The 18,665-nt window shown below is 65.7% G+C and carries 14 protein-coding genes; 7 read left to right on the forward strand and 7 right to left on the reverse strand.

The window, feature by feature from the left end; translation table 11 throughout:
* The first annotated feature begins 96 nt into the window (after positions 1–96).
* Complete coding sequence (locus B4C31_RS07175; protein ID WP_291531937.1) at positions 97–1,077, forward strand: ABC transporter substrate-binding protein; 981 nt, start codon at positions 97–99, stop codon at positions 1,075–1,077.
* Between the two features lie 7 nt (positions 1,078–1,084).
* Positions 1,085–1,774, forward strand: coding sequence for an ABC transporter ATP-binding protein (locus B4C31_RS07180; RefSeq protein ID WP_291531926.1), 690 nt, complete (start codon positions 1,085–1,087; stop codon positions 1,772–1,774).
* A 45-nt stretch (positions 1,775–1,819) separates the two neighbouring features.
* On the opposite strand, the gene B4C31_RS07185 is transcribed toward B4C31_RS07180, so the two are convergent.
* From B4C31_RS07185 to B4C31_RS07210, 6 genes are all read right to left on the reverse strand, one after another.
* Positions 1,820–2,335, reverse strand: a complete 516-nt coding sequence (locus tag B4C31_RS07185) for an N-acetyltransferase (protein ID WP_349679136.1) — start codon at positions 2,333–2,335, stop codon at positions 1,820–1,822.
* Positions 2,336–2,380: 45 nt separating this feature from the next.
* Complete coding sequence (locus B4C31_RS07190; RefSeq protein WP_204387579.1) at positions 2,381–3,286, reverse strand: formate/nitrite transporter family protein; 906 nt, start codon at positions 3,284–3,286, stop codon at positions 2,381–2,383.
* 114 nt (positions 3,287–3,400) lie between these two features.
* Positions 3,401–6,934 carry a transcription-repair coupling factor gene (gene mfd, locus B4C31_RS07195; RefSeq protein ID WP_291531928.1) on the reverse strand — a complete coding sequence of 1,178 codons (3,534 nt, stop codon included), beginning with the start codon at positions 6,932–6,934 and terminating at the stop codon, positions 3,401–3,403.
* Positions 6,935–6,977: 43 nt separating this feature from the next.
* Positions 6,978–7,577, reverse strand: a complete 600-nt coding sequence (pth, locus tag B4C31_RS07200; RefSeq protein WP_291531929.1) for an aminoacyl-tRNA hydrolase — start codon at positions 7,575–7,577, stop codon at positions 6,978–6,980.
* 115 nt (positions 7,578–7,692) lie between these two features.
* Positions 7,693–8,199, reverse strand: coding sequence for a GNAT family N-acetyltransferase (locus tag B4C31_RS07205; protein WP_291531930.1), 507 nt, complete (start codon positions 8,197–8,199; stop codon positions 7,693–7,695).
* Between the two features lie 140 nt (positions 8,200–8,339).
* Positions 8,340–11,594 (reverse strand): UPF0182 family protein, encoded by a 3,255-nt coding sequence (locus B4C31_RS07210; protein ID WP_291531931.1) that lies wholly within the window; start codon positions 11,592–11,594, stop codon positions 8,340–8,342.
* Positions 11,595–11,804: 210 nt separating this feature from the next.
* Between B4C31_RS07210 and B4C31_RS07215 the strand changes: the two genes are divergently transcribed.
* Complete coding sequence (locus B4C31_RS07215; protein WP_414631858.1) at positions 11,805–13,028, forward strand: glycoside hydrolase family 3 N-terminal domain-containing protein; 1,224 nt, start codon at positions 11,805–11,807, stop codon at positions 13,026–13,028.
* Here the strand turns inward: B4C31_RS07215 and B4C31_RS07220 are convergent.
* A complete protein-coding gene (locus B4C31_RS07220) occupies positions 13,000–13,911 on the reverse strand; it encodes a LysR family transcriptional regulator (RefSeq protein WP_291531932.1) in 912 nt (303 codons plus the stop codon). The two genes, B4C31_RS07215 and B4C31_RS07220, sit on opposite strands and share 29 nt — an antisense overlap.
* Positions 13,912–14,120: 209 nt before the next feature.
* Between B4C31_RS07220 and B4C31_RS07225 the strand changes: the two genes are divergently transcribed.
* The 4 genes from B4C31_RS07225 (at position 14,121) to B4C31_RS07240 (ending at position 18,615) form a co-directional block, all read left to right on the forward strand.
* Complete coding sequence (locus tag B4C31_RS07225) at positions 14,121–15,008, forward strand: DUF3737 family protein (protein WP_295910643.1); 888 nt, start codon at positions 14,121–14,123, stop codon at positions 15,006–15,008.
* A gap of 93 nt (positions 15,009–15,101) precedes the next feature.
* On the forward strand, positions 15,102–16,286 hold the full coding sequence (locus B4C31_RS07230) for a MalY/PatB family protein (RefSeq protein WP_291531934.1): 1,185 nt from the start codon (positions 15,102–15,104) through the stop codon (positions 16,284–16,286).
* A gap of 99 nt (positions 16,287–16,385) precedes the next feature.
* On the forward strand, positions 16,386–17,780 hold the full coding sequence (gene brnQ / locus B4C31_RS07235; protein ID WP_291531935.1) for a branched-chain amino acid transport system II carrier protein: 1,395 nt from the start codon (positions 16,386–16,388) through the stop codon (positions 17,778–17,780).
* A 145-nt stretch (positions 17,781–17,925) separates the two neighbouring features.
* On the forward strand, positions 17,926–18,615 hold the full coding sequence (locus B4C31_RS07240) for a YitT family protein (RefSeq protein WP_291531936.1): 690 nt from the start codon (positions 17,926–17,928) through the stop codon (positions 18,613–18,615).
* The last annotated feature ends 50 nt before the right edge of the window (positions 18,616–18,665 follow it).

The following is an 18,665-nucleotide window of genomic DNA, read 5'->3' on the forward strand; positions in this document are numbered from 1 at the left end:
CGCCGCACACCATATCCGATGGCACGCGGCGGCCCTTCATGTATGCCGTCACGCCATCCCATCACCATCACCATCACCATCTCGAAAGGAACCATGATGACCCGAACCAACCACACCATCATCCGCAAGCTCGCCGCGCTGGGGGCGGCGGCCCTGCTGCTGTCCTCAACCGCCTGTTCGGCGCACGGCAACGCATCCGCCAACACCGATACCGACACCATGCGCGTGGCGTATCTGTCCACCGCCAACTACCTCACCACGCTCAAGAACGAACAGTTCGCCCAGGATGAGCTGGCGCCCGCCACCGTCGAGTTCACCGGCCCCTACAACCCGGCCGACGCCCGCACCGCCGTCCAGTCGGGCAATGCCGACGCCACGTCGACGGGTACCGGCTCGTTCATCAACCTGATCGCCCAGGACCAGCCGTGGGTCGCGTTCGCCATCGAATACTATGACGGCGATTCGCAGGGCATCGTCGCCGCGCCGGACAGCGGCGTCGAGACGCTGGAAGACCTGTATGGTAAGACCATCGCCATCGATTCCAAGGGCGCGACCGGCGACTACATCGTCCATCAGGCGTTCGCCAACGCCGGACTGGACGCCTCGCAGGTCACCGAGGTGGAGATGAGCCCCAGCAACTTCAACGCGGCGTTCAGCTCGGGACAGGTGGATGCCATCGCCACCTTCGACCAGAACCTGGCCTCGGCGATGGTCACGCCCGGAGCCAAGCTGCTGGTCAACGCCGAGGATTACGGCAACCTGAACGTCTCGATCCACATCGTCTCCCAGTCCTTCGCCGACAAGCACCCGGATCTGGTCAAGGCCATGTACCGCGCGCTGGTCAAGGAATCGGACAAGGCCCAGAAGCACCCCGAGATCATCACCGACGCTTACCGCGAATTCGGGGCCTCGGACGAGATCGTCGATCAGGTGGCCAAGTTCGACGTCCCCGAGATCCTGCCGATCGACGCCGACGGGCTCGACATGCTGGAACAGCAGGCGCAGCAGTACGTGGACTTCGGGTTCATCGACGCGCTGCCCGACGTCAAGAGCCACGTTATGGATTGCACGAAGTGAGGCCGCGATGACGTTGACGCTCGACCACATCCGCATGACGTTCGATGGCCACGAGGTGCTGCGCGACGTGACCGTCCACGTCGACGACGGGCGGTTCGTCAGTCTGATTGGACGCTCCGGCTGCGGCAAATCCACGCTGCTGCGCGTGGCGGCGGGCCTGATCGAACCGACCGCCGGCACGGTGCATGCCGACCACGATATGGCCTTCGGGTTTCAGGACGCCCGACTGGTGCCGTGGATCCGGCTGTGGGACAACGTCACGCTCGGATTGCCCGGGCGGCGCACCGAACGACGCCAGCTGGCACTGGATGCCTTGGCACGGGTGGGACTAGCCGACCACGCCGACGCATGGCCCGGCGAACTGTCCGGAGGGCAGGCGCAGCGGGCGTCGTTGGCACGCGCGATCGTACGGCAGCCGAAACTGTTGCTGTTGGATGAACCATTCGGCGCGCTCGATGCGCTGACTCGTCTGGATATGCAGGACCTGCTGGCGCACTTGCAGACCGAGCAGCAGTGGACCATATTGATGGTCACCCATGATATTCCGGAGGCGGCGCGGTTGTCCGACCGCATCCTGGTGCTTGCCGACGGCACAATCGGCACAATCGTCGATGTCGACCGAACCGATATGGACGACGAGGGTCTGTCCCGCGACCATGAGGCGATCGAACGGCGGTTGCGCGCGGCGTTGCGCTGACGTCGCGGGCATAGCGGCAGACGGCGTGGGGACGGTTGCAGGCGGCTAGAGAATCGTCTCCATGCCAATCTTCTGGGGTTTCAGTCCGCAGCGTTCGTAGAAGCCCTTCGCCGCCTCGTTGCACGCCCACACGTTGAGCGTCACATTGTAGCAGCCGGAATTCCTGGCGAAGCCGAGGACGTGGCGGTACAGGGCGTTGCCGACGTGCCGTCCGCGCTGGGCCTCGTCCACGCACAGGTCGTCGATGTACAGCGTCTGGATGTCGGTGAGGATGTTGTCATCGACATGCCGCTGGAACTGGCAGAACGCATAGCCCAGCAGGCGGTCCGCCCCCTCGGCGTCCTCTCGCGCGGGGTCGGCGATGGAACCGGCGCCCGGCTCGACCGCCACGAACACCGGGGTCCGGTCGTCGGCGATGATGCCGGCCAGCTGGTCGTCGGTGTACTTGGTGGCGTGGGGTTTGAACAGGTCGGGCCGTCCCGCGTGGTGCACGTCCAGCACCTGATGGAGCAGTACATCGATCTGCGGGATGTCGCGCGGCTCGGCGCGGCGGATGGTCATGCGCCCCGCATCGGTATCGTTCCGGTTCCGATCCTGTTCGTTCATTCAGCGCTCCTCGATGCTCTTCCTGCGTTTCGATGGCTTGTGGTTGTTCACGTACCAGTACGCGAGCGCCACCACGACCGCGCCGCCGACGATGTTGCCCAGCGTGGCCACACCGATGTTATAGAGCGAGGCCTGTACGGTCAGGTCGGCGATGCCGTCCAGTCCGGCGCCGTAGCCCATGGCCTTGGCGACCAGTCCGATCGGCAGGAAGAACATGTTGGCCACGCAGTGTTCGAAACCCATCGCCACGAATCCGGAGATCGGCAGTAGGATGCCGAGCACCTTGTCTGCCGTGGAGCGCGACGAGTAGCCGATGCGCACGGCCAGACACACGAGCACGTTGCACAGCACGCCACGCGCGAACAATGTCAGCGGGTCGAGCGTGACCTTCGAGATGGCGGTGGATACGGCCGTCTCCCCCACCAGGCCGTCGTTGAGGCCCATCGTGCCGGCCATGGCGATCAGGGCGACGAGGATCAGGGCGCCCAGCAGGTTGCCGAACCAGACGATCACCCAATTGCGGACCAGAGCGGGCAGGGAGATACGGCGTGCGGCCAGGTTGGAGGCCATCAGCGAGTTGCCGGTGAACAGTTCGGCGCCGCAACACAGCACCAGGATCAGGCCCATGCAGAACGCCAGTCCGCCGACGAAGCGCTTGGGGCCCCAGGTCATCGCCGGATCGCAGGTGACGATGAGGAAGAACAGCGCGCCGAAGCCGATGAACGCGCCGGCGAACAGGGCCAGGATGAAGGTGACGGACTTGCTCTGCTTGGTTTTGCTCACGCCCGCGCTCTCGACGGCCTCCTCGGTTTCGGCTGTGTTCAGCGCGTTGACGTGTACGGCAGGGACCGCCGTCGGAGTGGTTGCTGCATGGTCGGCGACGGGCGTGGTCTCGGATTGCATCATCGGAATCGTTCTCTTTCGTTGCAGACAAGGGACTGACATCCGTCGGACATTGTAGCAACGCAGTCCACACGGTCCAAACCATTCCCGGACACGGCGTCGTGTCCGGGAATCGCATCACCTGCGCGACTGGGGCTTCCAGGCCAGGTCGTCGAGCAGCTGGTCGGTCCAGGCCACCACCTCGTCCGAGCCCATCGGTTCGGAGCCGAAGGAACCGGCGAACGGGGTCGGGATCAGGTAGGTCTTGGTGACCGGCCGGTACTGCACGCCCTTGTAGATGCGGGCGATGCGCATCTGCACCGACTCGGGCGGCTCGATCTTGGCCACGCGCACACGGTTGCCCTGGGCGATGATCTCGGTCAGGCCCAGCGCGCGCGCCTTGTTGCGCAGACGCGCGACGGCGAACAGCGTGGCGAACTCGATCGGCGGGTTGCCGTAGCGGTCGGTAAGCTCCTCGCGCAGCTCCTCCAGATCCTGCTCGTTGCGGGCGGCGGCGAGCTTGCGGTAGGCCTCCAGACGCAGCTTGTCGGAGTCGATATAGTCCACCGGAATCGACGCCTCGATCGGCAGGTCGATGCTGACGGCCACCGGCTCGGTGCGTTCCGGTTCCTTGTAGGCCTCCACGGCCTCGGAGACCATGCGCACGTACAGGTCGAAGCCCACGCCCTCGATGTGGCCGGACTGCTCATCGCCCAGCAGGTTGCCGGTGCCGCGCAGCTCCAGGTCCTTCATCGCCACGTCGAAGCCGGAGCCGAGCGCCGTGTTCTGGGCGATGGTGGCCAGACGGTCGTGCGACTGCTGGGTCATCGGCTTGCTCGGATCATACAGGAAGTACGCATAGGCGCGCTCGCGGCCACGGCCGACGCGGCCGCGCAGCTGGTGCAGCTGGCTCAGGCCGAAGCGGTCGGCGTGGTCCACGATCAGCGTGTTCGCGTTCGAGATATCCAGGCCGGTCTCGATGATCGTGGTGCATACGAGCACGTTGATGTCGCGATGCCAGAAGTCGCGGATGATTTGGTCGAGCTGCTTCTCTCCCATCTTGCCGTGGGCGGTGCCGACCTTGGCTTCGGGCACGAGCTCCTGGATCCTGGCGGCCATGCGGGAAATGTCGGCCACGCGGTTGTGCACGTAGAACACCTGGCCGCCGCGCAGCAGCTCGCGCCGGATCGCTGCGGTGACCTGCGCGTCCTCGTAGGCGCCCACGTAGGTGAGCACGGGCAGACGATCCTCCGGCGGGGTGGCGAGCGTGGACATCTCGCGGATGCCGGTCACCGCCATCTCCAGCGTGCGCGGGATCGGCGTGGCGGACAGGGACAGCACGTCCACGTTGGTGCGCAGCGCCTTGAGTGTCTCCTTGTGTTCGACGCCGAAGCGCTGCTCCTCGTCGATGATGACCAGGCCCAGGTCCTTGAACTGGATCTTGGGGTTGAGCAGCTTGTGCGTGCCGATAACCACATCCACGGTGCCATCCTGGAGGCCTTTGATCGTGTCGTTGATCTCCTTGGTGGTTTGGAAGCGGCTCATCGCCCTGACGGTGACGGGGAAGCCCTCGTAGCGCTCCGAGAAGGTCTCGTAATGCTGCTGGACGAGCAGCGTGGTCGGCACGAGCACGGCCACCTGCTTGGAGTCCTGCACGGCCTTGAAGGCGGCGCGCACGGCGATCTCGGTTTTGCCAAAGCCCACGTCGCCGCAGATGAGGCGATCCATCGGGATCGGCTTCTCCATGTCGGCCTTGACCTCGTCAATGGTGGTCAGCTGGTCGGCGGTCTCCTGGTACGGGAACGCGTCCTCCAGCTCCTTCTGCCACGGGGTGTCCGGGCTGAACGCGAAGCCGGGCGTGCGCTGACGGGCCGAATACAGCTTGACCAGATCCTCGGCGATCTCATGGACGTGCTTGCGGGCCTTGGCCTTGGTGGCCGCCCAGTCGGAGCCGCCCAGTTTGTTGAGTTTCGGGGCCTCCGCGCCGATGTACTTGCTGACCTGGTCGAGCTGGTCGGTGGGGATGAACAGCTTGTCCGGCGGGGCGCCGCGTTTGCTCGGCGCGTATTCGATGACCAGGTATTCGCGTGTGGTCCTCGCGTCCCCGGTGCCGACGGCACGCTGACGCATCTCGACGAACCGGCCGATGCCATGCTGCTCGTGCACCACGTAATCGCCGGTTTTCAGCTCCATCAGGTCGATGGCCTTGCGCCGGCGCTTCGGGGTTTTGGCCTGGGCCGCGGCACTGGTGCGGCCCGTCAGGTCGCGTTCGGTCAGCAGCGCGATGCCGGCGGCCGTGTCCACGAATCCGTCGATGGCCTGTGCACGGATCGTCTCGAACCGGGTGATGCCGGTCTCGTTGATCGCGCGCTTCAAACGAGCGAGCGTACCGTGCGCGGCGGCGGTGATCGTCACCTGCAGTCCGGCGTCGATCAATCCCTCGATGCCGGTGGCCGCGCGATGCTCGTCGCCCCGGTATTCGGCCGGCGCATGAGCCGCCAACGCGATATGTCCGGGACGGGAGGCCTCGACGGTGAAGCTGGTGAGCCGCCACACGTCGAAATCCCGGTAGGTCAACGACGTGATGGTTTCATCGAAATCCAGGAAGCTGGCCTGGTCGAAGCTGATCGGGGCGCCCGCACCATGACCGGATGCGGCGACGTGCCAGCTGGCCGCCAGAAACTCGTTCGCGGTCTTCATCAGATCGTCGGCGGCGCGACGCAGCTTTTCCGGATCGGATAGCATGACGACCGCATGGTCCGGCAACATGCCGGTGATCGACTCCATGTCGTCGACGAGGGCGGGCAGTAGGGATTCCATGCCTTCGACCGGAATGGCGTTCGCGATCGATTCGAGCATGTCCTCGGCGTTGGGGATCCGGCCAATTAGGCTGCGGGCCCGTTCGCGAATGGCTTCGGTGAGTTGCACCTCGCGGCAGGGCGTCGCCCAGATGCTCCTGAGTCCATCGCCGTAGGTGCGCTGGTCGGAGGCGTGGAACTCCCGGATCGAGTCGACCTCGTCGCCGAAGAACTCGATGCGCACCGGATGGGGTGCGGTCGGCGGGAACACGTCGAGCAGACCGCCGCGGACGGCGAACTCGCCGCGGTCCATCACCAGGTCGACGCGCGTGTACGAGTTCTCCACCAGCCGGGCCGCCGCCTCGTCGAGCGGCAGCTCCTCGCCGACGGTGAAGACCAGCGGCTCCACATCGCCCAAACCGGCGACGACCGGCTGGATCAGCGAGCGCACGGGCATCACCAGAATGCGGATCGGGCCGAACATCGCGTCGCCGGGTTCGGGATGACACAGCCGGCGGAACACGGCCATGCGGCTGGCCACGGTGTCGGCGCGAGGTGACAGGCGTTCATGCGGCAACGTCTCCCACGCCTCCAGCTGGGCGATGTCGTTCGGATCGCCGTCATACCAGGAGCGCAGCGCGTTGACGGTCTCCTCGCCCTCACGTCCGGATGCGACGAGATAGACGACCGGGGAACGACGGGCCACGGCTGCGGCAAGCGCCGGACGCACGCCTTCGGGGGCGCCGACGACAATCGACGGATCGGCGGCGCCTTCAGGTCGATCGAAGTCGTCCGTGGCCAACGCATGGAAGCTCGGGTCCCTGTCAAGGGACTCCAGCAACCCCGACAGCGATCCTTCGACCAGTTGGTTCATTGTCGTTTCCGCACGCGCTTTGCGTTCACGCGACGTTTCGCGGTCAGCGACCATTGAACTGCTCCTGGGTCTTGTTCAATCCGTTGAAGATGATCGATTCGGCGGCGTCGGCGCCGTCGGCCAGGAATTCCGGCAACTGCTTGCGCTGGTCGGGGCCGAATCCGCCCAGCACCCAGTTGATCGTATTGTCATGCGCGTTCGCGCCGCGGCGGGCGTGGCCGACGCCCATGCGCACGCGCGCGTACTTCGGCGTGCCCAGGGACTTGTCGATGGATTTGATGCCGTTGTGGCCGCCGGCCGAACCGCCCGACTTGACCTTGATGCGGCCGAAGTCCAGGTCCATGTCGTCGTGGATGACGACGATGTGGTCCGGTTCGATCTGGTAGTAGGCACTGATGGAGGCGACCGCGTTGCCCGAGTCGTTCATGTAGGTCAGCGGCTTGGCCAGGAAGAACTTGACGGTCCGGCCGTTGAGGTTCATGGCCCCCTTGCCCAGCATGGCCAGGCCCTTGTGATCGGAGAAGGCCACCGACCAGCGCTCGGCCAGCAGGTCGGCCGTCATGAAGCCCATATTGTGCCGTGTGTCCTCATACTTCTTGCCCGGGTTGCCCAACCCCGCAATCAACCAGAAATCCGATGCCATATCGCCCTGTCCTTCGTCATCATGTCTATCAAACGGAACGATTGTACCATCGGACCTCTTGTCTCACAGGGTGAGCCGATTCACTCGGCGACGCCCCCGGAAACCGCGAATCGGCTTATAAGGGAAGGCACCAATAGGCGATGTCGTGCCGGATGCCGCCGGGCAGGTGGACCGCGTCGGGCATCAGGCCGAATCGCTCGAAGCCGAAATGCCGCATCAGCGCGCTGGAGCCCTCGTTGTCGGCGAAGATCAATGTGGCGGCCATGCGATGCCCCACCCGCCGGGCCTCGGCCAGCAGCCAGGCGACCAGCTGGCGGCCGACACCCTGACGCCGCCATGCGGAGCCCACGTAATAGCTCAGTTCGACCACGCCGTCATAGCCGGCGCGCTCGTGATACCGCGACAGCGAACCGAATGCAACGACCTCGCCGTCGGCATTCTCCACGACGACGACCGGGTAGAGGGAACGCGGCTCGTGCGCGTCGACCCATGCCTTGCGCTGGGCGAGCGTGCGAGGTGCGATGTCGGCGCTCGACATGCGTTCAAGCACCGCCTCGTTGTAGATGTCGGTGATGGCCTGCAGATCGGCGTCGGTCGCGCCGCGGATGATGAGTTCGCTCATGGTGCACCAGCATATCGCGTCACGCCATGCAACGCGTTATTCCGGATGCGACACGCTGGGGGCGGGGCCACCAGATACGACTGTGGGGCGCGATGCATATCGCGCCCCACACGGATAAGGACCGGGTCACCGGGGATCGGCTAGTTCCCCAGCTCCAGCGCCTTGTTGATGGCCTCCTCCAGACGGTCCTGGGCCTCACCGTAGGCGGTCCAGTCGCCGTCCTTCAGCGCGGCGTCCGAATCCTTCATGGCCTGGGCGGCGTCATCGAGGGCGGCCTTCAGGTCGCCGGTCGCAGCACCCGACCCGTCACCGGACGACGTCGAGCCCGACCCGTCGGCCTGTCCGTCCGTTCCCGTGTCGGCCGACGTGTCGCCGGAGTCGCCGTCCTGCGAGGCGGTGTCGTCCGGCGTCGCGTCCCCAGAACCAGGCTCGGTCGTCTCGTCCGCGTTCTCGGCATCGCCGGCCGAGGCGCCGGAGTCGCCGCCAAAGACCTGGTCCAGCGCCTCGTCCAGCGTGTCGGCGAAACCAACCTGGTCGCCGAAGGCCACCAGCACCTTCTGCAGCATCGGGTAGCTCGTCGCGCCGCTGGATCGCACGTACACCGGCTGCACGTACACCAAGCCGCCGCCGAGCGGCAGGGTCAGCAGGTTGCCGCGTTCCACGCTGGTGGACCCGGATTCGAGCAGGTTGAGTTCGCGGGACACGTCGGCGTTCGCGTTGAAGTTGTTCTGCGCCTGTCCGGGGCCGGGTACGTTGGAGGATTGCGGTAGCTCCTGCAATCGGATCGTGCCGTAGTGCTCGCCGATCACGCCCGCCTCGTTGCCCGCGTCCGAATCCACCGACAGGAAGCCGGTCAGGATCTCACGGGTGGAGGAACCGGCCGGGATGTAGGTGGAGGTCAGCGAGAACACGGGTTCGCTGCTGCCGCCGGTCTGCAGCGTCAGATAGTACGGCGGCTGCAGCACGGACTGGCCCTGCGCCTGCGCGCCGGAGGAGGCCGTCGGGTCCTTCGGGGTCTGCCAGAAGTCCTCGCCGGAGAAGAACTGGCTGGCACTGGAGACGTGGTAGCGTTCCAGCAGCTGGCGCTGCACCTTGAACAGGCTCTCCGGGTAGCGCATGTGGCTCATCAGGTCGCCGGAGATCTCGGAGAGCGAGTGGTACTGGCCGGGGAAGATCTGCTGCCAGGCCTTGATGACCGGATCGTCCTCGTCCCACACGTACAGGTCCACCGAGCCGTCGTAGGCGTCGACGGTGGCCTTGACCGAGTTGCGGATGTAGTTGGCCTGCTGCGAGTTCAGCCCCTGCACGGTCTGCGAGGTTTCGGTGGTCGAGTCCTCGGTGGCCGCCCCCAGATCCGTCATCTGCGAGTACGGGTAGGCGTCGGAGGTCGTGTACCCGTCGATGATCCACTTGACGCGGCCGTCGACCACGGCCGGATAGACGCGGCCGTCGAGCGTCAGGTACGGGGCGACCTTGGCGACGCGTTCGCGCGGGCTGCGGTCGTACAGGATCTGCGATTCGGACGTCACGCGGTCGGAGAACAAGATCTGTTCGGAGCCGAACCGCACCGCGTACAGCAGTCGGGAGAAGATGTTGCCGACCGAGGGGCCGCCGTCGCCGTCGAAGGTGTTCGTGGCGCCCTCGTCCGAACCGGTCGGGTAGTCGAACTCCCAGGATTCGGTGCCCTCCGGCGCGCCGACGATCGAATACTCGGTGGCGTTCGGCGAGAAATAGATGCGCGGCTCGTACTGTTCCGATTCGGTCAGCGCGCCCTGCGTGGGGATGCCGTATTCGAAGAACTCGGGCTGACCGTCGGCCGTGACCTTGTTGCCATAGGCGGCCACGACGCCGTAGCCGTGCGTGTACACGGTGTGGTCGTTGACCCAGTTGCGGTTGTCGAGGCCGCTCAGGTCCAGCTCGCGCGCGGCGATGACCGTATCCTGGCTGACGCCGTTCACGTTGTACTTGTCCACGGCGAGCGTGTCGGCGAAGGTGTAGTACTGGCGCGACTGCTGCAGCTGCTTGAAGGTCGGCGAGACGATCTGCGGGTCGAGCAGTCGGATCTGCGCGGTCGATTCGGCCGACGCGGACAATGCGCCCGCCTCGCCCTCGGTGGTGGCGTCGTACTCCTCGACGGCGATGTCGTCCAGGCCATACGCCTGCTTGGTGGCCGCGATGTTGCGCTCGATATAGGTCGATTCCATCTCCTGCGCGTTCGGGTCGACACGGAAACGCTGCAGGACGACCGGCCAGACGCCGGTGAGCAGCACGGCGGCGACCACGACGATGGCGACGGAGACCACCGGCACGCGCCACGCCTTGAGCGCCGTGATGGCGCGCACGCCGAGCGGCGCGCTGCCCTCCAGCGCGTGCGAGGTCATCAGCCAGACGTCGAGCACCACGCCGAGGATGGCCACCAGCGCGGCCATGACGAACGTGACGGGGATCGTGGCGTGCACCGATGTGTAGTTCGCGCCGGTGAACCGGTCGCCCTGCGTGGTCAGGTGGGTGAACACCCCCATGACCATCTGCGCGGCGAACGAGAACATGTTGAGCATCAGCCAGACGCCGAGCTGACGGCGGGCGCGCTTGGTGATGACGAACAGCCCGCGGCCGTTGACCGGCATGGTGATGCGGATGCCGCCCATCAGCACATGGGTGATGACGGAGAACACGATGCCGACCAGCAGCAGCGTGGACACGGCGCTCATCACCAGCTTCAGGCCGGGCAGGATGAAGACGTAGAAGCCGTTGTCCAGTCCGAACTGCGGGTCGGTGGTGCCGAAGCTCTGCGCGTTGAACATGAGCAGGATGTCGGACCAGTTGGCGTTGAACTGCGAGCCGAACGCCACGCCGACCACCAGCGCCACGATAACCGCCACCATGCGGGCGTGCTTGGAGCTGATGCCGTTGGCGATCTCGACCACGTCACCGTGGATGCGCACCGTCGAGCCGTCGGCGTCCGCTGGACGGGCACGGATGGCCAAGGTGGCCGACAGGAAGCCGACCGCGGCCACCAGCAGCGCGTACGCCACCCACACGCCGACGCGTACGCCCAGCTGGGTCCAGATCACGCTCTGGAATCCGAGCTGACCGTACCACATCAGGTCGGTGATGAAACGCGACAAGCCGAAGAACAGACCCACCACAACGACCAACGCCACGATCACGCCGAGGAGGATGCGGCTGCCGCGACCGTTGCCGCGCGGACGTTCGGGTCGGCGCGTGATGCGCGGGCCGGCGGGCCGGCGCGGGGGCTGGGTGCGGTCGGAGGCGTCATCGCCGTCGGTTTCCACGTTCAGGATCACCGGGTCGTCATCGGTGCCTGCGGCGTTGCGGCGACGGGGGTCGTCGTCGGGGTCGAACATCATGCCAAACGCATCGAAAAAAGACATGTGTCCAGCCTAGCGGGTGGTTCGGAAGTACGCGACCAGGCGAATTGTTCCCCTTTCGGGCTACGGGGACGGCGCATCGTCCGTGTTCCGGGATGCCGGTTTCGCCGGGGTTATACGGCTGCGATGGAATAATCGGGAGATATGGAAGAACCCGCGATGCACCACAGTCGGACCGGAGCGCCGGTCAAAGCCCGCCGTTGGCCCGCCGTGCTGGCAGTGGTCTGCGTATTGGCCGTCCTGGCGGCGGCCATCCTTTGGTGGGTCGCGCTGCGGCCTTCGGGCGCGGCCGGAGCGGATACGCCACCGTCGGCCTCCGCGCCGGCCGAAGGGCAGGGCGGACAATCGTCCGCGCACGAGGACGCCGACAAGGAGCCGGCGCCGGAGCCCGTGGACGACTCCCCCCGCGCCAAGGCGCAGCGCGCCGTTACGGCGATGAGCATGCAGGAGCGTGTGGGGCAACTGATCATGGCGCCGCTGTACGCGGGCACCGATCCCTCGGCCCTATACGACCTGATCGCCAACCAGCATGTCGGCTCGGTGCTGATCATCGGCAATTGGTGGTCGGGCACCGCCGGGGTCCGCCAGGCCACCGATGTCCTGCAGTCGTATGCGCCGGCCGACAACCGGCTGCTGATGACCACCGACCAGGAGGGTGGTCTGGTCCAGCATCTGCAGGGACCCGGCTTCGACACGATGCCGACGGCCGTGGACCAAGGCGCGATGAGCACCGATGCGCTGCGCCAGTCGGCCGCCGTGTGGGGCTCGCAGCTCAACCAGGCCGGCATCAACGTGGATCTGGCCCCGGTGGTGGGCACCGTGACGGTCGACCGCGACTCGAACGCCCCGATCGGCGCGCTGTACCGCGACTTCGGCCTGGATGCGCAGGGCAACGCCGAGCATGCCACCGCCTTCATCGCCGGCATGCGGGATTCCGGCGTCGAGACCGTGATCAAGCATTTCCCCGGATTGGGCGGCGTGATCGGCAACACCGATTTCACCGCCGACGGCGTTCTGGACACCACGACCACGCTCGACGGCCCGGAGATCAAGGCGTTCCTCACGGCGTTGCAGGCCGATCCGTCGATGGTGATGATGTCACTGGCCACCTATCAGCAGATCGATCCGGACAATCCCGCCGCGTTCTCCTCCACGCTGATCGACGGGTATCTGCGCGGCACAGTCGGCTATGACGGCGTGATCACCTCCGATTCGCTGTCCGCGGCGGCGCTGGGCGGCTTCGACCCGCATGAGATCGGCGTGCGCTTCGTGGATGCCGGGGCCGACCTGGCCTGCATCGGCGCCTCGGACTACGTCCAGCCGATCCTGGACGGGTTGAACGAGCGCGCCGCCTCCGACCAGGCGTTCGCCGAGAAGGTCACCCGTTCCGCGATCCGCGTGATGACGCTCAAATACGAGATGGGCCTGGCGCAATAGCCGATGCGGCCAGCTCCTCGCGCAACGCCTGCAGGAAGCAGGCCGCCACACGGGTGAACCGGCGATCGGACTTCCACACCACATTGAGCCGGGCCTCCAGGCGCGGACTGAGCGGACGGAACGTGAGGTTGGTGTCCCCGGTCACGTTGACGATGCGGTCGAGGCACAGCGCGTAGCCCAGCCCCTCCGAAACCATCAGCGCACCGTTGTTCAGCAGATTGTAGGTGCCGACGACCCGCAGGTCGCCCTGCCCCATCCCGCTCCAGGCGCCGAATTCACGGTCGAAGCGGGTCTCCTGGGATACGATGAGCGGCAGTCCTTTGAGGTCGTCGATGGTAATCGACTCTCGTGCGGACAGGGGGTCGTCGCGCCGCATCATCACACCCCAGACATCGCGGACAGGCAAGGTGATGTACGCGTACTTGGTCGTGTCATACGGCTCGAGCAGCAGTGCGAAATCGAGCAGTCCCGAATCCAGACGCGAGGTGACGTCCTCGGTGTTGCCCGAATAGATATGGAACCGGGCCTGCGGGTAGCAGGAGGTCATCGCCCGCGCGGCGCGAGCCAGCAGACGCATCGCATCGGTCTCCCCCGCGCCGATGTACACCGGACCGCCGACCGGCTCCTCCATCGAGGTGATCTCCGCCTCCGCACGGTCCGCCAACGTCACGATCTCCTCGGCGCGTGCACGCAGCAGCTCCCCCTCTGGGGTGAGCGTGATCGTCCGGCTGCCGCGTTCGAACAGCGTGCAGCCGAGCCTGGATTCGAACTCACGCAACTGACGGGATAGCGACGGCTGCGACATGCCGAGGTATTCGGCGGCGCCGGTGATGCTCTGCTCCTCCACCACCGCCAGGAAATACCGCAGAATCCGCAGTTCCATGCCACCATTGCGGTTATGCGCCATCACGGCCTCCCTGAATATCCCACGGCGCACGTTGTTGTACGGTACCGCGCCCCATGCCTCAAATCATACCAATTAAGCATGGCTATGCCCCAGCCCAAGCATTTGCGCATCGCCTCGGCCGGGGTTATCATCCCGTGCAGCGTTACCTAGACCATCCCCAATCTTCAATCACGAATGGACGTATGATGACCGAACCCACCAATCCCAACAACGGCAAGACCGCCGACGCTGCCGACCGCGTCGAGCAGGGGTATCTGACCGGCGAGCGCGCCGCGTTCGCGGCCGACGGCGTGACCTATGTCGACACGATTTTCGCGGACGGCGAATCCCCGCTCAAGCATGCCCGGAACATCACGCTGATTGGCAGCTCCTTCCAGTGGAAGTACCCGCTGTGGTACTGCAGGGACGTGACCGTGCGCGGATGCACCTGGTTCGAGATGGGCCGCGCCGGCGTGTGGTACACGGATAACATCACCGTGGAGAATTCGACCGTGGTGGCGCCGAAGAACTTCCGCCGCTGCAACGGCGTGACGCTGCGGCATGTGGAATTCCCGAACGCCGAGGAAACCCTGTGGTCCTGCCGCAACGTGACGTTGGACGACGTGGCCGTACACGGCGACTACTTCGCGATGAACTGCGAGGATATGAAGGTGGACGGGCTGCGCCTGGTCGGCGGGTATTCGTTCGACGGCGCGCGGAACGTGGAGATCGCCAATTCACGGCTCATCACCAAGGACGCGTTCTGGAACTCGGAGAACGTGACCGTGCGCGACTCGTTCATCACCAGCGAGTATCTGGGGTGGAACGCCCGGAACCTCACGCTGATCAACTGCACGATCGAGAGCCTGCAGGGCCTGTGCTACATCGACAATCTGGTGATGCGCGGCTGCCGGCTCAACCATACGAACTTGGCGTTCGAGTATTCGACGGTGGATGCCGAGATCAAGGGGCATATCGACAGCGTGTTCAACCCCGCCGGCGGCAGGATCAGGGCCGGTTCAATCGGCGAGGTGACGCTGGATCCGGCGCGCATCGACCCCGCGGCCACTGTCATCGAGACCACGGACCGCTGAGCCCCCCGCGGTGCGCGACGTATCCGCCTTGCCGCCGCGCACCGGTATGAGGCATCATGGCAGGGCGCCCGCCCCCAGCTGACAGGAGAACCGATGACCTACGATTTCAATGCATTGACCGACCGTTCCGGCACCTACTCGCTCAAATGGGAGGAGGCCGGCGACGCCCTGCCGATGTGGGTGGCCGACATGGATTTCACGACCGCTCCCCCGATCCGTGAGGCGATGCGCCGCAGGCTCGATCACGGCGTCTTCGGCTACTCGATCGTGCCCGACGAGTGGAGGCAAGCGTATATCGGCTGGTGGCGCGACCGCCATGGCGTGACCTTCGAGAGGGATTCGCTGATCTTCTGCACCGGCGTGATCCCCGCGATCTCCAGCATGGTGCGCAAGCTGACCACGCCGGCCGAGAACGTGGTCATCCAGACGCCGGTATACAACATCTTCTTCAACTCGATCCTCAACAATGGCCGCAACGTGCTTGAGGCGCCGCTGGCGTACGATGCGGCGGCCGGACGGTACGCCATCGACTGGGAGGATCTGGAGCGCAAGCTGGCCGACCCGCAGACCACACTGATGATCCTGTGCAACCCCCACAATCCCTCCGGACAGATCTGGGACCGCGAAACCCTGGCACGCCTCGGCGAACTGTGCTGGCAACATCACGTGACGGTGATCAGTGACGAGATCCACTGCGATCTGACCGATCCGGGGTTCGGGTACGTGCCGTTCTCCTCGGTGAGCGAGCACTGCCGCATGATCTCGGTGACGTGCATCGCGCCGACCAAGACGTTCAATCTGGCCGGGCTGCAGACCGCCGCCGTGATGGTGCCTGACCCCGTGCTCCGGCATAAGGTGTGGCGCGGACTGAACACCGATGAGGTGGCCGAGCCGAACGCGTTCGCGATCACGGCGGCGGTGGCGGCGTTCACCGAGGGCGGCCCCTGGCTCGACGAGCTGCGCGCCTATCTGGCGGGGAACAAGCGTGCGGTCCGCGCCGCCATCGACGCGTACAACGCGTCGGTCGATGCCGCCCGCCGCGTCACCCTGGTCGAGGGCGACGCCACGTACCTGTTGTGGCTCGACTGCTCGACGCTAACCGACGACACGGAACGCCTGTGCGATCACCTGCTCGCCGAACAGCGGCTCATGCTCTCTCCCGGCGCCCAGTTCGGCGGCAACGGGCGGTATTTCGTCCGCATCAACGCGGCGACGCAGCGCGAACGCGTGGACGAGGGCACGCGGCGGCTGACGGCCGGCCTGCATTCGTTCCGCTGACGACACACCGAATCCGTGACGATATCGTCCGGCGCTCCCCGATGCAGGGCGCGCCGGACGATTCCACTATTTGGACGAGGGGGCACTACGGTAGTGTCCATGAGAGAAGACACCGAAGAGCCATTGGCGGCCAACACCACGCGGGAACGTCTGGATATCCGCAGCCGCGTCCTGATCACGTTCACCTTCTTTTCCATGTTCTTCGGCGCGGCGAACCTGATCTTCCCGCCGTTCCTCGGGGCGCAGGCCGGATCGGCCACGCCGCTGGCCGCCGTCGGGTTCATCATCTCCGCCGTCGGCCTGCCGGTACTCGGCGTGCTGGCCGTATCCTCAGCCGGCGGCTTCGAATATCTGGCCGACCGCGTCTCCCCCAGGTTCGCCATCGTGCTGGCGCTGGCCATCATCCTGACCATCGGCCCCTGCTTCGCCATCCCCCGCACCGCCACCACCTCGTTCGAGATGATGGTGGTTCCCTTCACGACCGGCATCCCCACCTGGATCACTCAGCTCATCTATTCGGCGGTGTTCTTCATCCTCTCATTCCTCCTCGCGCAGCGTCCGGAGATCCTCTCGAAAACCCTGGGACGGTTCATGGGGCCGCTGCTGCTCGTGATGATCGCCGTGCTGTTCGTGGCCTGCCTGATCATCCCGCACGACGCCTTCCCCGCACCGAGCGGCGACTACGCACAGCTGCAGCTGTCCCGCGGGTTCCTGGACGGCTACCAGACCATGGATCTGCTGGCGGCGCTGTACTTCGGCATCGTCATCTCCGCCAACGTCAGGCAGATGGGCATCACCAGCGTCTCCCAGAACCGCCGCGAAACCGGCTACGCGGGACTTGGCACCGGTATCCTGCTCGTGGCGATCTACGGCGCGCTCGCTTTCATCGGCATGGTCTCCGGCTCGATCACCCCGGTCGACCCGGCCACCGACACCGGCGCCACCGTGCTGACGAATCTCTCGCACTCCGCGTTCGGGCCGGTGGGCACCGCGTTCCTCGGCGTCATCTTCGTCGTCGCCTGCTTCAACGTCTGCACCGGGCTGATCTCCACCTGCGGCACGTTCTTCCACAGCCACTTCCCCACGGTGGCGGGCCGTCCGGTGTCCTACCGCGCCTGGAGCGCCATCTTCGCGGCGTTCAGCTTCCTGGTCTCCAACGCGGGCCTCAACACCATCATCAAGGTGTCGGTGCCGGTGCTGTCCGCGCTGTACCCCATCGCCATCGTGCTGGTGGCGCTCTCGCTGGTCCACGGCGTCTTCTCCTCCAGGTTCCCGCGCGCCTACTTCTGGGCCGTACTGCTGGCCGGCATCGTCAGCATCGTCAACTGCTGCGCCGAACTTATCGCACTGCTCGGCGTATCGTTCGGCTGGTTGGACGCGCTGGTCGGCGCCATCCCGTTCAACGACCTGCAGATCGGATGGCTGATCCCTGCGTTCATCGGCGTAGTCGTCGGCGTCGCCGACAGTCTGGCGCGCGACCGGCGACGGGCCTAGCCCGTCGTCCGCCCGCGACGTTCGCAGGCGGACATGCTACACTGCTGTGTCGGCCGGCATGACCGATCCGGCCGACTAGCATTATTACCTTTGATTCGCATCTGCAAGGGACGTGATATCCATGCCATGGGCCAAGGTCCACGACATGTTGCGGAAAATCCCCGAAACGCTGACGTTCAAGCGCATTCTGCTCATCATGTTGGGTACCGCCATCGCCACATTCGGGCTGCATAACATCCACCAGCGCGTTGACATCACCGAGGGCGGCGTGCTCGGCATGCTGCTCCTGCTCGACCACTGGTTCGGCATCCCGCCGTCCATCGCCACGCCGGTGCTGGACGTCACCTGCTACCTGCTGGCCTGGCGGTTCCTCGGCAGCCGGTTCATCCTGCTGTCGATCGTATCGACCACATCGATGTCGCTGTTCTTCGGATTGTGGGACCTGTTCCCGCCGATGCTGCCCGACCTGTCCGGCATGCCGCTGTTGGCGGCGTTGCTGGGCGGCGTGTTCGTCGGCATCGGCGTCGGACTGGTGGTGCGCCAGGGCGGCTCCAGCGGCGGCGACGACGCGCTGGCGCTCGTCATCTCGCATCTGACGCACTGGCGGCTCGCACGCGCCTACCTGTTCACCGACCTGACCGTGCTGGGATTGTCGCTGACCTATATCCCGGTGCAGCGCATCGCCTTCTCGCTGGTCACGGTGTTCGTTTCCTCGTTCCTCATCGACATCGTCAAGGACGGCGTGCCGGACGCGATGCGGTCGCTGCTGCCAGATCGCCGCAACGGCAACGACGACAACGGGAACAACGGCAGCGACGACACCCATCAGGCATAATCCGGTGTCAGACAACGTCAATCAACCGTTGGTGACCGAGTCGGGGCTTG

Source organism: Bifidobacterium sp. UBA4282 (assembly GCF_002394995.1).
Taxonomy (GTDB): domain Bacteria; phylum Actinomycetota; class Actinomycetes; order Actinomycetales; family Bifidobacteriaceae; genus Bifidobacterium; species Bifidobacterium pullorum_B.

Bases quoted from the DNA above. Each gene is read 5' to 3' on its own strand.
- B4C31_RS07175 (WP_291531937.1), top strand. From the start codon at position 97: ATGACCCGAACCAACCACACCATCATCCGCAAGCTCGCCGCGCTGGGG.
- B4C31_RS07180 (WP_291531926.1), top strand. From the start codon at position 1,085: ATGACGTTGACGCTCGACCACATCCGCATGACGTTCGATGGCCACGAG.
- B4C31_RS07185 (WP_349679136.1), bottom strand. From the start codon at position 2,335: ATGACCATCCGCCGCGCCGAGCCGCGCGACATCCCGCAGATCGATGTA.
- B4C31_RS07190 (WP_204387579.1), bottom strand. From the start codon at position 3,286: ATGATGCAATCCGAGACCACGCCCGTCGCCGACCATGCAGCAACCACT.
- mfd (WP_291531928.1), bottom strand. From the start codon at position 6,934: ATGAACCAACTGGTCGAAGGATCGCTGTCGGGGTTGCTGGAGTCCCTT.
- pth (WP_291531929.1), bottom strand. From the start codon at position 7,577: ATGGCATCGGATTTCTGGTTGATTGCGGGGTTGGGCAACCCGGGCAAG.
- B4C31_RS07205 (WP_291531930.1), bottom strand. From the start codon at position 8,199: ATGAGCGAACTCATCATCCGCGGCGCGACCGACGCCGATCTGCAGGCC.
- B4C31_RS07210 (WP_291531931.1), bottom strand. From the start codon at position 11,594: ATGTCTTTTTTCGATGCGTTTGGCATGATGTTCGACCCCGACGACGAC.
- B4C31_RS07220 (WP_291531932.1), bottom strand. From the start codon at position 13,911: ATGGAACTGCGGATTCTGCGGTATTTCCTGGCGGTGGTGGAGGAGCAG.
- B4C31_RS07225 (WP_295910643.1), top strand. From the start codon at position 14,121: ATGACCGAACCCACCAATCCCAACAACGGCAAGACCGCCGACGCTGCC.
- B4C31_RS07230 (WP_291531934.1), top strand. From the start codon at position 15,102: ATGACCTACGATTTCAATGCATTGACCGACCGTTCCGGCACCTACTCG.
- brnQ (WP_291531935.1), top strand. From the start codon at position 16,386: ATGAGAGAAGACACCGAAGAGCCATTGGCGGCCAACACCACGCGGGAA.
- B4C31_RS07240 (WP_291531936.1), top strand. From the start codon at position 17,926: ATGTTGCGGAAAATCCCCGAAACGCTGACGTTCAAGCGCATTCTGCTC.